We start from the raw sequence: 14,246 nt of genomic DNA on the forward strand, positions 1-14,246 counted from the left end.
CGGACTAGTCCCACTTACGGATAGCTCCCATCTACCCACAGCAGGCCGCCGGAATCCTCCGGCGGCCTGCTGTGGTTAACGGTGGGTAAAGGGGCGGTTAGCCTGTGCCGCCAGGGTGTTCCGCCATCCACCGGTCCAGCAGCGCCGCGAAATCCGCGCTGCTGCGCTCCGGCCACCAGTGGCCGGCATCCACCTTGGTGATTTCCACCCGGGGGAAACGCTCTTGCAGGCCGGAGACCAGCTTCGGTGAAAGGAACGGATCCTTTAGCGGAACGATCACCTGCACCGGACCGGCATAACCGGCGTCGGGTACCGCATTGCCGGAGCGGAACATGTTGGCCCGGTAAAGCTGCAGGCCCCTGACGCCGCTGTCGCCGATTTTCCGGCCGGCGTACTTCTCGTAGCGGGAAGTCAGCAGGTGCTTCCACGCGGCGTCGGGCAGGACCGGCACGTGGAAGGCTGCCACGTACCAGCTGCGCAGCGCCTGCAGAAGTGCCTGCGGCCAGAGCCGGGGTGAGTGGAGGCGGGTGCGGAACCAGCGCCGGAAGTGTCCCAGATCAGGCCCGGAGATGCTGGTGTAACTGAGGATCCTGCCCTGCGCCCGCGGGTCCTGAATGGCCGCCCACCCCTGAATGGATCCCCAGTCATGGCCCACCAGATGCACGCTTGAGGGGCCGGTGGCGTCGAGGACGGCAAAGAGATCATCGACCAGGAGTTCCAGCCGGTACGGGGCCAGGGCCTTCTGGCCCTCGGCGTTCGCTGTCACCCGCGAGGCGCCCGCGTTGCGGGTGTCGTAGGTGATGACGTGCCGGTCCGGTGCCAGCCGTTCCACCACGCCGTCGAATACATGGTGGTCGTCGGGGTAGCCGTGCACCAGCAGGATACCGGGCATTCCGGGAACCGGTGCGCCGTACTCCTGCACCGCCAGTTCTGCGCCGCGGCTCCGGACAGTGCTCCGCCGGGCTTCCGTGCCGGGCTCCCGCGGGAACGGTGCTGAGGGAGGCTGCTGTTCGCCCTGGTCCATGCGGTACTCCTCTAACGACGCCGGCTTCCGCACTTTGTCTGCAGGGATCCCACCATAGCCCCGGACGGCGGTCATCGATGCAGGATTCCACTGTCCGGCCCGCTTAGCCGGGCCGCGATGGCATATATCCGCCGCAGAATGGTGCTTGCGAACAATACTAAGGGGCCTTATAGTTGGGCTCCGGGTTGAGTAGCGGCCCCTGGACACTCCGTGAAGGGCAGGGCCATGCGGACCTTCGGTATTGAGGAGGAATACCTCCTGGTGGACGGGGAAACGGGCGTGCCGCTGCCGGTGGGGCCCGAAATCGGACGGGCAATCCCGGCAGGAAGTCCCCTGAGCACCGAGTTCAAGCAGGAACAAATCGAATCCGGCACGCAGGTGCACCGGGTGCTTGAGGACCTGGCCGCCGACGTCGTGGCGTGCCGGTCCACGGCGGACCGGGCCGCAGCTGCGGCCGGCGCCCGCGCGGTGGCGCTGGCAACCTCCCCGCTGGCCTGCCTGCCGACCCTCACCAAGGATGAGCGTTTCAGCAGGATGGAGCAGCAGTTCGTGCAGATTGCCCGTGAACAGCTCACCTGCGGGTGCCATGTGCATGTGGGAGTCGATTCCGACGCAGAAGGCGTGGCGGTATTGGACCGGATACGGGTCTGGCTGCCCCTGCTGGGGGCGCTGAGCGCCAATTCCCCGTTCTGGAATGGAACGGACACGGGTTTCGCGAGCTACCGCTCCCAGGTATGGAGCCGCTGGCCGCTGGCCGGCCCCTACCCGGTGTTCGGGTCTGCGGAGAACTACCACCGGCTGGTGGCCGACCTGCTCGAAACACAGGTGCCGATGGACCACGGGCAGATTTACTTCGATGCCAGGCTGAGCCGTAGGCATCCCACGGTTGAAGTGCGGATAGCCGATGTCTGCCTCTACGCCGACGACGCGGTCTTGGTGGCGGCCCTGGTGCGGGCACTGGTGGAAACCGCTGCCCGGGAATGGCGCCGCGGCATGCACGCCGGCAAGGTGCCGGAGACCCTGCTGCGGATGGCCGCCTGGCGGGCGGGCAGGTTCGGGATGGACGGCGAACTGGTGGACCCGCTCGGCGCCACGGTCGCCGACACGTTCACCGTGGCCAAGTCCCTGCTCGAGTACGTACGTCCGGTGCTGGAGGAACAGGGCGAGGCGACACTGGTGGAGTCCTTGCTTCGCCAGGTCCTTGCCCGCGGAACCGGGGCCAGGCGGCAGCGGGCGGTGCTGGCCCGTACGGGAAGCCTGGCCGAGGTGGTAGCGGACAGCGTCCGCATCAGTAACCTCGCGGTGGCCCCCATCACGGAGCGCCACGAAAGCTGAGCTGATACCGGCCGCCGGCCCGCCCTGCGCAGACACCCGAACCGGGAAGCGCCGCCCCGGTATTCCGGAGCGGCGCTTCTGGGTGTCGTTTCTATTACTGGAGGACCGTTACTTCCGGCCCGCCAGGCACAGGATGTACTGCGTCAGTTCGTAGGCGTACCGGACCCAGCCGCGTACGTCCCACCACTGCTTGGGCGCCACCGGCGCCTTGCAGACCGGAGCCGCAGGAGTGGCCCGCTCCACGGTAACCGGGAGGGTTACCCTGGTGCCCGATTCGGCCGCCGTCAGCACCAGGGACCCGGCACCGGAAGCCGATGCGGGAAGGGTCACGGTAACTGTGGCCGAACCGGCGCTGACCGGTACCGTCCCCAGGGCCGTGGCAGTGCCGGCGGCATTCACGAAGCTGACGGACAGTGACGTGTTGGCCGGGCTGCCGAGCGAGGTCAGGTTCAGCTGGGCGACGGTGAACGTCGCAGCCGTGCCGGCCTTGACAGTGGTGGGAGCGCCCTTGACGACTACGCCCTGGCGGGCGAAATCGGGAGAAAGCGGGCTGTTGGCCGAGATGTAACTGATCCAGGCGTCACGGTCCACCAGGCCGGTGTCGCGGGTGTTCCTGCCTTCCTTGAAGACGGTGAAGTTGTCGCCGCCCTGGGCCAGGAAGCTGAACGTACCCACCCGGTAGTCGCGGGCCGGGTCCATGGCGGCACCGTTGATGGTGACGCTCTGGATCCGTGAGCCGCGGGGCTGGTCCGGGTCGAAGGTGTAGGTGATGTTGTCGGAAAGGCCGAGGGCCAGGAAGGCGCGTGAGCTGCCCTCCGGCTGCCACTGCTGCTCCAACATCGTCTTCAGCTGGGCACCGGTCAACGTGGTGGTCCAGAGGTTGTTGACGAAGGGCAGGACCGCGTTGGCCTCGGCGTACGTAATGACGCCGTCCTCACCGTAGTAGAGCTCGGCGCGCAGGCCGCCAGGGTTGGTGACACCAATCTCGGCGCCTCCGCGTTCGGGGGCGGCAAGGGTGGTCAGGAGCGAATCCGCCACCAACGCGCCCAGGGCCGATTCGGAGCTGCGGTCGTCGCGGGCAGTGCCGGCGAAGGCCGAGGTGATGTCCGCGGTGACGGAGCCGACGGGCTGGTTGCCCACCTCGGCCGAGTAGGCCAGGGCAGCATCCACAATCCGCTGCACCTCGGCAACTGCCGGGTAGGCGGCCACCAGTTCGGGGGCGGCCGTCTTGGTGCGGGCCACGTTCGCCGCGGTGTAGGACGTTACCTCGTCGGTTTCTTCGTTGTACTCGAGCCGGATCTGGCCGATGAATTCACCGTAGGAACCGGTCTGCACTACGGGGCGGGTCTTGCCGTCGCCGCCGGGAATGGCTGCATCCCAGGCGTACTGCTTGTGGGTGTGCCCGGTGTAGATGGCATCCACCAGTTCGGTGGTGTCATTCACGATTTCGGCGAAGGCGCCGCCGGCAGCCAGCTCCTGATCCAGATTGGCGCCGTCGGGAGTGCCGCTGCCGGCACCCTCGTGGTACTCGGCGATGATCACGTCGGCGAGGTCCTGCTCCACCAGCTGTTCGGCTACGCGGTTTACCGCTTCCACCGGATCGCCGAAGTCCAGGTTGCTGATGCCGCCCGGGCTGACCAGGCTTGCGGTCTCCCGGGTGATGGCACCGATAACGGCAACATCCACCCCGTTGACGTCGAGGATCTCGTATTCCTGCAGTGCAGGAGTGGTGGTCCCCTTGGTGTAGACGTTCGCGCCCAGGTAGGGGAACTGCGCAGCCGGGGCCACACGCCCGGTGAGGTCGGCGAAACCGCCGTCGAACTCGTGGTTGCCGACCGCCGAGGCCTGCAGCCCAAGGGCGTTCAGGACGTCGATGGTGGGCTGGTCCTGCTGGACGGAGGAAGCGAACAAGGACGCGCCGATGTTGTCGCCGGCGGAGAGGAACAGCGAGCTGCCCTCGGGTGCGCCGGCCTTCAGCTCCTCAACGGTTCCGGCGAACGGCACCGTGTTGGCGTCAATCCGTCCGTGGAAGTCATTGATGTTCAGCAGGTTCAGCGTGGAGGTGTCCGTACCTTCGGCGGTCAGGTCCATGCCGACGAGGATCGGGTCATGGTCCGAAGCGCGGTAGGGGGTCGGTGCGTAGAAATCGGTGGCGTTGTAGTTGTAGCGGCTGTACTCGAAGGCCACGGACTCCACGGAGTTGATGTTCCAGATATCCGCACCGGTGACGGCTTCATTGGCTGCCGGGGAGGCGAGGATGTGGTCCAGGCTGCCGACCGTCCCGCCGAAGGCATAGGAGTGCTTACCCGTGGTTGCACCGAGGTCAACGTAGCCGGCGTCAACCAGTACCTTGATGGGATCCTCCGCGTGGTAGGCGTTGAAATCGCCGAGCAGGAACACCTTGTCCGTGCCGGCTGCTTCCGACGCGGTCCCTGCGAAGTCCACCAGTGCCTGCGCCTGGCGGACGCGGTCTGCGTTAAACCCGCCCTGGCCGGTGTCGGCATTCTCGCCGGAGGAGGGCGCCGAACCCTTGGACTTGAAGTGGTTGGTGACGGCGAGGATTTCCGTGCCGTCTTCCGCGCCGGCGGGGCGGAAGGCCTGGGCCAGCGGTTCGCGGGCGTTGGAGAAGACCGCTTCGTTGTCCAGGATGGTGGATTCGCCTACGGGTTCCGCGGTTCCGGTGCGGTAGATGAAGGCGGAGCGGATCACATCTTCATCGGCAGGCAGGGCCGCGGGGGAGCGGACGTAGTCCCACGTTCCCGGTGCCTGCGCGTTGAGTGCTGCTACCAGTCGGGACAGCGCATCGTCGCGGTTCTTGCCGAACGTGGCGGAGTTCTCCACCTCCATCAGCGAGACGACGTCGGCGCCCAGCGCGTTGATGGCAGCCACGATTTTGGCCTGCTGGCGTTCCAGGTTCACGGCGTTGGCGGCGCCGCGGGCGTCGCAGCCTCCGTTGACGGTCACGGGATCGCCGCTGCGGTTCTTGTAGAAGGTGCAGCCGGACAGCGTGTCACCGGTGGTGGTGAAGTAATTCAGCACGTTGAAGGATGCGAGCTTCAGGTTGCCGCCGACGCTCTCGGGCGCCGCGGTGCGGGTGTTGGTGAACGACGCCGGTGTGGCGGTGGCCGCGTTGGCCTGCGTCAGTTCGGTCAACGGCTGGAATTTCCAGGCACTGTTGCGGAAGTCCAGGATCACGCCGGTGCTGAAGGTGGCCGCTGCACCCACCCGGACCGGGTTTTCCGGTGTCAGGTAGGGCAGGGGTGTGCCTTGGTTGGCGGCGTTGAGGAAGTTGGTGCTGGCGCCGTCGTCGAGCTTCACGGCGCGGGCAGCGTTGTCTGCCACGACGGCGGCGTGCTCGGGGGTCCCGACGGCAGCCACCGCGGTGGGCTGGACGAGCGGGGCATTGCCGGCGGCGAGGCCGATTTCCGCGTACTGGTTCAGGGAGAAGTTGTCGGTGACGGTGAACTCGCCCTGGGGCGCCAGCAGCATGCCCTCGAGGGTTTCGCGCTGTGCATCGGCTGCAGGCCAGGCCACGGTGGCGGGCTTAACTTCCGGCGCGGCTTCGCTGAGTTTCGTCATGGCGCCGTCGGCGACGGTGAGCTGTGTGAGGTTGTAGTACTCGCCTACGGTACCGGTGACCTCGACGTAGTCGCCGGCGGTCACCTGGCCCGCAGTGGCCGCGGAGAAGATGAAGATGCCATCCGAGGCGGTGTGGGTGGCCGGGTCGATGTTTCCGCCCGTGCCCGGGGTCTGGAGGTAGTAGCCGTTGAAGCCGCCCGTGGGGTAAACGCCCGTGACCTTGCCGCGCGTTGTGACCGTCTGGCCGATCATCGGGCTGGCCGCACCGGTGCCCTGGATCTCGGCGATCGGAACCGCGTTGCCCGGCACCGGCACCGGTACCGGCGTCGTGGGTGTGGGCGTCGGGGTCGGGGTGGGCTGGGTGGGAGCCGTGCCGGCCGACGACGTGGGGGTGACCGACGTGCTGAGGGTGAAGTCCGCGGCGTTGTTGTTCGAATCGGCGAACCCGGTGCGGTTCAGCGACTTCGGATCCGAGTTGCCGGCCGGTGCGGCCGCGCCTGCGGTCTCGAAGGTGTTGGAGGTGCCGTAGCCGATCAGGTCGACCACGCCCGGTGCGCCGACGACCGAGCCGGTGGGCAGCGGGTCAACACGGGTGCCCTGGTTCGAGAGGATCAGGGTGCCGCCGCCTCCGGCGAAGCTGGCGCCGATGGTGGCGTCGGCCTTCGGCAGGGCTGCACCGGCGGTGCCGTTGCTGGCACCGGAAACCAGGTAATACCCGCCCGGAGCGATGGTGCCGGAGAGTGTGCCGATGCCGGTGGGAGCCGCGGTGGCGCTCGCCGCCCGGTACTGGAGGGACCAGCCGTCCAGGCTCACCGGTTCACTGGTGGGGTTGTAGAGCTCAACGAACTTGGTGGTGAACGGGGCGTTGGCGCTGCCGCCGGACAGATATGCCTCATTGATAATGATGCCGGGATCGGCGGCGTCGCCGTCCTGGGCGTAGGCCGGGAACGCGGTCAGCGGGGCGGCGAGCAGACCGGCCGACAGGGCGGTTCCGAGCGCAGCTTTCCAGGGGAAAGGTCTCATGCCTCAAACTCCTTGGTCGGCCGTGCGGGCCGACAGGTAAAGGCCGCCGAGTACGGCGGCAGGGGATGCAGCGAGTGATTACGAAGGTGATGCTAGGCGGGGCAGGTTACGAACAGGTGACCGTCCGGTGTCGTCCGTCAACGCACGAGCCGGGAAGGTTCCGCCGCGTCCCCCGAGGAGGCGGAAAAGTGATCGCCAGCACAGTGTACGGCCTTGCGCCCCCACTTCCTGCCATCAGTTACGCAGGAGTAACAAAGGAGCGCCGCCGGCCCTGATGGCCGGCGGCGCGCCGTTGCGTTGAGTTGTGGGGGTGGAGGGGCCCGTCCATTACCCCCCTTTATTAACCCTTTTTAAAAAAGGGGCCGCCGCCGCCCGTTTGGGCCGGCGGCGCTCCTTTCCTTACAGTTTCGTGGTTAGAGGCCCGAGTCCTTGTAGGATTCGGACACTTCCTTCGTGGTGTCCCCGAGCGTGCACATGATTGACCGGTCATCCTCCTGGTCCCAGGACTCCGGGCTTGGGATGATGTAGCCCCCGGCCACTGTCGTTTCCTCGACGGCGGTTCCTACGTAGCCCTCAAACTCGGTGGAGCAGATTTCCATGGCCTTGGTATCGAGGGTCTCCTGCCCCGGGTAGTCCCCGTCAGGCATCTCAGACACGTGGAACACCTCCTGCTGGTGCGGTTCGTCGCAGGGGACGAGGTCAACCTCCACGATCACCTCGTCCGTCGCGCCCGATCCGGGGTCGGGGTTCGTGTAACAGTCCCCGGCCTTGAGATCCGAATACATGGTGCCGTCCGGGCCGAACAGGCCCCCGCAGCCGGTCAGCAGGCCGGCGAGCAGGACGGGGAGGACCAGGCCCCGAATGCGGGCAGTCTTTGCGGATTTCATGATGTTTCTCCTCAAGCAGCGTGGCGGCGCACCCCCATGGCGACCGGGAACCACGCGTACATCCTACGGTCGAAACGAAGTTCTTCCCGCTGCTCGGCCGAGACGGCGCGGCCCCTTATGGTCGTAGTGAAGGTAAAAGAGTTCCTACCCGTCGAATGGAAGGACAGCACGTGTCCGGCCAGTTTTCCTCCGCTGCTGCTTCCGGCGCCGCCGTGCAACCCATCGTCCACCGCCGGCACACGCTGGCCGACGGCCGCGAGTCGCTGTTTTTCACCGACCGGGGCGGCAGCCCGGTGGATTCTGTCCACGATGCCCGTCCGCTTGAGCGCCGCTCCGGCAACGGAGAGGTGCGTTTTGACCGGCTCACCGGCGAGTGGGTGGCCGTGGCGGCGCACCGGCAGGCCCGGACCTATCTGCCGCCCGCCGACCAGTGCCCCCTCTGCCCCACAGTCACCGGGCGGATGTCGGAAATCCCTGCCGGAGACTTCGACGTCGTGGTCTTCGAGAACCGCTTCCCCTCCCTGGGCCCGGAACTGGGTACGCTGCCGGAAGCCGGGGACCCGGACCAGCGTGCGCTTTGGGGGCAGCCCTCACCGGCTTTCGGCCGCTGCGAGGTGGTGGTCTTCACTCCGGAGCACAACGGCTCCTTCGCATCGCTTCCGTACACACGCGCCCGCACCGTCGTCGAAGCCTGGGCCCAGCGCACCGGGGAACTCTCCGCCCTGCCGGGCATCGCGCACGTCTTTCCCTTCGAGAACCGCGGCCGGGATATCGGCGTCACGCTGCACCATCCGCACGGGCAGATTTACGCCTACCCGTATGCGGCCCCGCACGCCGCCCGGCTGGCCGGGCGCTCCCGCCGGCACTTGTCTGAACACGGCCGGCCCCTGATGGGTGAAGTGCTCCGGGATGAGTCCGACGCCGGGGACCGCATGGTGTTTGCGGGCGAGCATTTCTCCGCCTATGTGCCGTATGCGGCACGCTGGCCGCTGGAAATCCACCTGGTGCCGCACCGCCAGGTTCCGGACCTGGCTGCTTTGAACGGGGCGGAACGCGACGAGCTGGCATCCGTCTACCTGGATCTTCTGCAGCGGGTGGACGGGCTGTACGAGACCCCCACCCCGTATATTTCTGCCTGGCACCAGACACCGGTGAATGCCGCGGACCGCGACGCCGGCTGGCTTCACCTGCAGCTCACCAGCCCCCGCCGGGCCGAGGACAAGCTGAAGTTCCTGGCCGGCTCCGAGGCGGCAATGGGCGCCTTCATCAATGACACCACCGCGGAACAGACCGCCGCACGGCTACGCGGGGCTAAGGCATGAGCGCCACAACGAATACTTTGTGGGCAGACGCCCTGGCGCGGCGCTTTGCCGAGGTGTACGGCACCGAGCCCGACGGCGTCTGGCGGGCTCCCGGACGGGTGAACCTGATCGGCGAACACACGGACTACAACAACGGGTTTGTCCTGCCGTTCGCCATCGACCGCAGCGCCCTCGTGGCCGTGCGGCTACGCACGCCGGCTTCGGAACCGGAGGCGGAGGCCGACGTCGTCCGTCTCGCTTCGACCTTCGCACCCGACGGCGCCGGCCTCTCCCGTGCGCAGTTCAGGATCGGCGGACTGGAACCGGACGGCGTTGGCGGCTGGGCGGCCTATCCGGCAGGAGTCGTGTACGCGCTGGCGCGACAGGCCGGGGCGTCGGTGCCCGGATTCGACCTGCTGCTGGATTCCACCGTGCCGGTGGGTGCCGGCCTGTCTTCCTCCCATGCGGTGGAAGTGGCAGTGGCGGCGGCGTTGAATGACCTGCTTGGCCTGGGATTGGGAGCACCGGAGATGGCACACCTGACCCAGTACGCCGAGAACGAGTTTGTGGGTGCTCCCACGGGCATCATGGACCAGTCGGCGTCGCTGATGGGGAAGGAAGGCGGTGCCCTGTTCCTGGACTGCCGCAGCCTGGACTCCGAAACCGTGCCGCTGCCCCTGGCGGAGCACGGGCTTCAAGTGCTGGTGATCGATACGCGGGTGGTCCACAGCCACGCCGACGGCGGCTACAGCGCCCGGCGCTCGGCGTGCGAACGCGGTGCGGCGGCCCTCGGGGTGCCGTCACTGCGGGAAGTGCCCGCCGGTGCTTCCCTGGACGGGCTGGACGAGGAAACCCGGCGGCGGGTACGCCACGTGCTTGCGGAGAATGAACGCGTGCTGCAGGTGGTCGAGCAGCTGCGGGCGGACAACGTCGTCGGCATCGGGAACCTGCTGACCGCATCCCATGCCTCGCTGCGCGACGACTTCGAGGTGTCCTGCCCGGAGCTGGACCTGGCCGTGGACGCGGCGCTCGCCGCCGGCGCGCTGGGCGCCCGGATGACCGGCGGGGGATTCGGCGGCTCGGCCATTGCCCTGATCCGGCAGGATGACGAGGAACGGGTCCGTGCAGCCGTGCTTGCTGCCTTCGTTGAAAAGGGCTTCCGGGAACCTGCCCTGTTCACTGTGCTTCCGGCGGACGGGGCCGGGCGGGTCTAACCGGTGCAGGCCTAAGCGAGTCACACCAGTCGGTTGACCTCGGCATGGACGGCACGCATGCCCTGTTCGAGTGCGCGCAGGTCCTCAATCGACAACCGCGCGAGAATATCGACATTAAGTTCGGGGCGTCCGGCCACGAGCCGGCGCACCACCGTCCGTCCCAGCGGCGTTGCCTTCACCCGGCGTACCCGCGCATCCAGGGGATCCTCCGAACGGACCGCCACGCCCTGGGCAACGAGCCGGTCGATCAGGCCGGACATGGAGGCCATGGAGACCCCGAAGGACTCCGAGAGGCCCCGCCCAGTGGCACCCTCCTCGGCGGTGACGAGAACGGTAAGGACCTTTAACTGGCGCACCGTCAGGTCAGTGGACAGCAACGGATCGAGGAAGGCGGGCAGGGCCGTGGACTGCAGGGAATCGGCAAGTTCTTCGAGATTCAGCAGCACACGTTCGCGCTCCTGCTGCTCATTGCTTCCGTCGGTCATTAGTTCACCGTAGTGGCCGCGGACGTGTCGGCAAACACAGAGGCCAGCGAACGCTCGGTAAAATTAGTTAGGGTGAGGCTAACCGTTTATCGGTTTTTGAGAAATACCGGCGTCCCCGCGGCTGCAGTTCCGAGTGAGACGGACTGCGAGCGCACCGGCGTCGTAGTCCTCGCTCCGCCCTGGATCCCGGGAACGCGCAAGCGAAGCGAGGACACTACATGAGCAGCACGCCAACCCCCATAGCGTACGAGCGCATAGACGACGGCCTGGATGTCCAGGCGCTCAGGGCAAAATACAAGGCGGAAAGGGACCGGCGGATCCGCCCGGACGGCGCCACCCAGTACCAGCCTGCAAAGGGAAAGTTCGGCTACTATGCCACCGACCCGTACACCCCGCGTACCGAACGGGAACCGCTGACCGATGCCGTGGAGGTGCTGGTGATCGGCGGAGGTTTCGGCGGCCTGACCACCGGCGCCCGGCTCCGGGAGGCCGGCGTCGAAAGCATCCGCATGATGGATGAAGCCGGAGACTTCGGCGGCACCTGGTACTGGAACCGTTATCCCGGCATCCGCTGCGACATCCAGTCCTACGTCTACCTGCCGCTGCTCGAAGAAGTGGGTTACGTGCCCACCGAGCGCTACGCGCGGGGCGAGGAGATCCGCCGGCACGCCGTGGCCATCGCCGAACGCTTCGACCTGTACCGCGACACCGTTTTCCATACCCGCGTGACCGGCCTGGCCTGGGATGACGAAGCACTGGAATGGATCGTCTCCACCGACCGCGGGGACTCAATGCGCGCCCGCTACGTAATTACCTCCTCCGGAACGCTCACCCAGCCGAAGCTGCCGGGCATCCCGGGCATCGACACCTTCAAGGGGCACACCTTCCACACCAGCCGGTGGGACTACGGCTACACCGGGGGAGACCAGTTCGGGAACCTCACCGGACTCGCGGACAAGAAGGTGGCCGTGGTCGGCACCGGCGCCACCGGCATCCAGGTGATTCCCATGGTGGCGCGCGACGCCGAGCAGCTCCTGGTCTTCCAGCGCACGCCGTCGTCCGTGGACATCCGGAACAACCGTCCCACCGATCCCGCGTGGGCTGCCGCCCTGAAGCCGGGCTGGCAGCAGGAGCGGATGGAGAACTTCCTGGCAGTGGTCTCCGGGGAACCGGTGGAGAAGGACCTGACGCGGGACGGCTGGACCTCCGTCCCGCAGCTGCACCGCAAGATGATCAGCGGCGCCGTCGACAAGTCCGTTCCCGCCGAAGAACGCGAACGGATTGACGAGCTCGTCGACTTCCGGAAAATGAACTCCATCCGCGCCCGGGTGGACGAGGAAGTCTATGACCCGAAGACGGCGGAACTGCTAAAGCCCTGGTACCGCTACATGTGCAAGCGCCCAACCTTCAGCGACTACTACCTGGAGACCTTCAACCTTCCCAACGTGACGCTGGTGGACACGGCGGACTTCGGCGGCATCACCCGCATCACCGAAAACACGGTCGTGGTGGGCGAGGAAGAGTACGAGGTGGACTGCATCGTCTTCGCCACGGGCTTCGAGGTAGGCATCTCGGGCGTCACCTCCGGCGCACTGCCGGTGACCGGACGCGGCGGATCCACTTTGCTGGAAACGTGGAGCCGCGGACCGCGCACCCTGCACGGCTTCTACACCCACGGCTTCCCGAACCTGTTCCACCTCGGCTCGCTGCAGAACGCCAACTCGGTGAACTTCGCCCACATCCTGCTGGAACAGGCGAACCACATTGCCGCCGTCATCGGCGCCGGGCGTGAGGCAGGTGTCCGCTACATCGAGCCGACGGCGGAAGCCGAAGCCGCCTGGTGCGAAACCATCCAGCGGACCTCGGCGGACAACCGCAGGTTCGCCGCCGAATGCACCCCGGGCTACTACAACCGCGAGGGCAACCCGCCGCCCGTCAGCTTCTCCTTCAGCCCGGGGCCGGTGGTGTTCCACCGGCTGCTGAAGCAGTGGCGTGAGGAAAGCATTGATGAGGTGCTGGTGACGGAGGCTGCCGGCGTGCCGGCGTAAGCTCGCTCGCCTGCGGGGCCTGGCTCCGGCTCGCCTGCGGGGCCTGGCTCCGGCTCGCCTGCGGGGCCTGGCTCCGGCGGCAACGAAATTCCAGAGCTCGCAGCGCTCGCTTGGAATATTAAAGCCGCCTCCGCCAGGCCCCTACGGTTGCATGTCACCGGTGCCGCCTCCGCCAGGCCCCTACGGCCGCACACACACCTCCAGTGCCAGCAGCGCAGGCACTGGAGGGGGTGGGGCGCCCGGGCCAGCTGTCGGTGCGACGACGTATCCGTGCTGTTCTTGGTGGGGGAGTATTGCTTAGCCGCCGTTTGATTGGCGGATGCCCTTGGCCAGAGAGGTGAAGTCGTAGATGAAGCCGCCGTCAGGGCCGCTGACCGTCAGGTAGGCCGCGTTGGTGCCGGGCTTGATGGCGATATTGGTAGCCGAGGTGAGGCCCTGCCGGTCTTCGGCCGGGACGGTGACGGTGGACAGGAGCTCGCCGGCAGGGCTGTAGACGAAGATGCGCGGCTGGCCGTGGACCGCCTGGTAGACGTTGCCGTCGGCGTCGACGGCGTTGGAATCCGTCTGGCTGGTGCCGCCGTCAAAGTGCATGCCGGGGTGGGAGGTGGTGACCTCGGTCTTGATGCCGTTCGGGGCGGCAAGGTTCTCCGCCAGGACGGTGGCCTCGGCGGAGTCCTTGTCGATCCGCACCACCCGGCCCTGTGCTTCCCACGCCGGATCGGCGTAGCCGGTGGAATCGCTGACGAAGAGGTTCCCCTCCTCGTCGAAGGCCAGGTCGTCCGGGCGCATCGGGGCGCCGTCGACGTCGCCGGTGAAGAAGGTCTTGTGGTCCTGTCCATCGGCGGTGATGCTGTCGATCTTTCCGCCGGCGAAGTCCGTCAGGTAGATCCGGCCGTCCTTCGGGCTGAACTGTGCGGAGGTGTACGCACCGTTGCCCTCGGTGAAGACCGGGTCCACGGTCTCTTCCTCCACATCCACCCGCATCACCTTGGCATCGCCGGACGGTGCGGTGACGTCGACAACGAACAGGCCGCCGTCGGGCCCGAACGTCGGGCCTTCGATGAGGGTCATGCCGGTTTCGGGATGGACGGAGCTGACCTGGACCACACGCTCCGCGGTGCGCTCCTCGACCCCGTGCATTCCGGTGTTCGACGTCGGCCCGTCATGATCGTCGTCGTCTCCGGCACTGCACCCGGTGAGCGCTGCGGCCAGGCCGAGCGTGAGCGCGGTGATGCGGACCGGCTTCGGAAAGGAAATGGACTGAACGCGGTGGGACATAGTGCGGCTCCGATGCGGTGGGGGACTGCGGAAGCAATTACTTAGGACAAGCCTAAGTTATTGCTTTATTGC

At 67.1% G+C, this 14,246-nt stretch carries 9 protein-coding genes; 4 read left to right on the forward strand and 5 right to left on the reverse strand.

The window, feature by feature from the left end; all coding sequences use genetic code 11:
- Positions 1–97: 97 nt before the first annotated feature.
- Positions 98–1,024, reverse strand: a complete 927-nt coding sequence (locus LOC60_RS13205) for an alpha/beta fold hydrolase (protein WP_230025906.1) — start codon at positions 1,022–1,024, stop codon at positions 98–100.
- Between the two features lie 225 nt (positions 1,025–1,249).
- Here LOC60_RS13205 and LOC60_RS13210 point away from each other — a divergent pair, with 225 nt between their 5' ends.
- Positions 1,250–2,359 (forward strand): carboxylate-amine ligase, encoded by a 1,110-nt coding sequence (locus LOC60_RS13210; RefSeq protein ID WP_230025908.1) that lies wholly within the window; start codon positions 1,250–1,252, stop codon positions 2,357–2,359.
- A 108-nt stretch (positions 2,360–2,467) separates the two neighbouring features.
- Here LOC60_RS13210 and LOC60_RS13215 read toward each other — a convergent pair whose 3' ends face one another.
- On the reverse strand, positions 2,468–6,961 hold the full coding sequence (locus LOC60_RS13215; protein WP_230025910.1) for an ExeM/NucH family extracellular endonuclease: 4,494 nt from the start codon (positions 6,959–6,961) through the stop codon (positions 2,468–2,470).
- 413 nt (positions 6,962–7,374) lie between these two features.
- On the reverse strand, positions 7,375–7,848 hold the full coding sequence (locus LOC60_RS13220; RefSeq protein WP_230025912.1) for a septum formation family protein: 474 nt from the start codon (positions 7,846–7,848) through the stop codon (positions 7,375–7,377).
- Positions 7,849–8,069: 221 nt separating this feature from the next.
- Here LOC60_RS13220 and galT point away from each other — a divergent pair, with 221 nt between their 5' ends.
- On the forward strand, positions 8,070–9,170 hold the full coding sequence (gene galT / locus LOC60_RS13225) for a galactose-1-phosphate uridylyltransferase (protein WP_230026030.1): 1,101 nt from the start codon (positions 8,070–8,072) through the stop codon (positions 9,168–9,170).
- Positions 9,167–10,363, forward strand: coding sequence for a galactokinase (gene galK, locus LOC60_RS13230; RefSeq protein ID WP_230025914.1), 1,197 nt, complete (start codon positions 9,167–9,169; stop codon positions 10,361–10,363). The genes galT and galK overlap by 4 nt, the downstream gene beginning before the upstream one ends.
- A gap of 20 nt (positions 10,364–10,383) precedes the next feature.
- On the opposite strand, the gene LOC60_RS13235 is transcribed toward galK, so the two are convergent.
- Positions 10,384–10,848: a MarR family winged helix-turn-helix transcriptional regulator gene (locus LOC60_RS13235; protein WP_230025916.1), complete on the reverse strand. Its 465-nt coding sequence runs from the start codon at positions 10,846–10,848 to the stop codon at positions 10,384–10,386.
- Positions 10,849–11,066: 218 nt separating this feature from the next.
- On the opposite strand from LOC60_RS13235, the gene LOC60_RS13240 reads away from it, so the two are divergent.
- Positions 11,067–12,896 (forward strand): flavin-containing monooxygenase, encoded by a 1,830-nt coding sequence (locus tag LOC60_RS13240; protein WP_230025918.1) that lies wholly within the window; start codon positions 11,067–11,069, stop codon positions 12,894–12,896.
- A 297-nt stretch (positions 12,897–13,193) separates the two neighbouring features.
- Here the strand turns inward: LOC60_RS13240 and LOC60_RS13245 are convergent, their stop codons facing one another.
- Complete coding sequence (locus tag LOC60_RS13245) at positions 13,194–14,174, reverse strand: SMP-30/gluconolactonase/LRE family protein (RefSeq protein ID WP_230025920.1); 981 nt, start codon at positions 14,172–14,174, stop codon at positions 13,194–13,196.
- Positions 14,175–14,246: the final 72 nt, after the last annotated feature.

Source organism: Arthrobacter sp. zg-Y769, assembly GCF_020907405.1.
In the GTDB taxonomy this organism is placed as follows: Bacteria; Actinomycetota; Actinomycetes; order Actinomycetales; family Micrococcaceae; genus Arthrobacter_B.

Bases quoted from the DNA above. Each gene is read 5' to 3' on its own strand.
- LOC60_RS13220 (WP_230025912.1), bottom strand. From the start codon at position 7,848: ATGAAATCCGCAAAGACTGCCCGCATTCGGGGCCTGGTCCTCCCCGTC.
- LOC60_RS13215 (WP_230025910.1), bottom strand. From the start codon at position 6,961: ATGAGACCTTTCCCCTGGAAAGCTGCGCTCGGAACCGCCCTGTCGGCC.
- LOC60_RS13245 (WP_230025920.1), bottom strand. From the start codon at position 14,174: ATGTCCCACCGCGTTCAGTCCATTTCCTTTCCGAAGCCGGTCCGCATC.
- LOC60_RS13210 (WP_230025908.1), top strand. From the start codon at position 1,250: ATGCGGACCTTCGGTATTGAGGAGGAATACCTCCTGGTGGACGGGGAA.
- LOC60_RS13240 (WP_230025918.1), top strand. From the start codon at position 11,067: ATGAGCAGCACGCCAACCCCCATAGCGTACGAGCGCATAGACGACGGC.
- galK (WP_230025914.1), top strand. From the start codon at position 9,167: ATGAGCGCCACAACGAATACTTTGTGGGCAGACGCCCTGGCGCGGCGC.
- LOC60_RS13235 (WP_230025916.1), bottom strand. From the start codon at position 10,848: ATGACCGACGGAAGCAATGAGCAGCAGGAGCGCGAACGTGTGCTGCTG.
- LOC60_RS13205 (WP_230025906.1), bottom strand. From the start codon at position 1,024: ATGGACCAGGGCGAACAGCAGCCTCCCTCAGCACCGTTCCCGCGGGAG.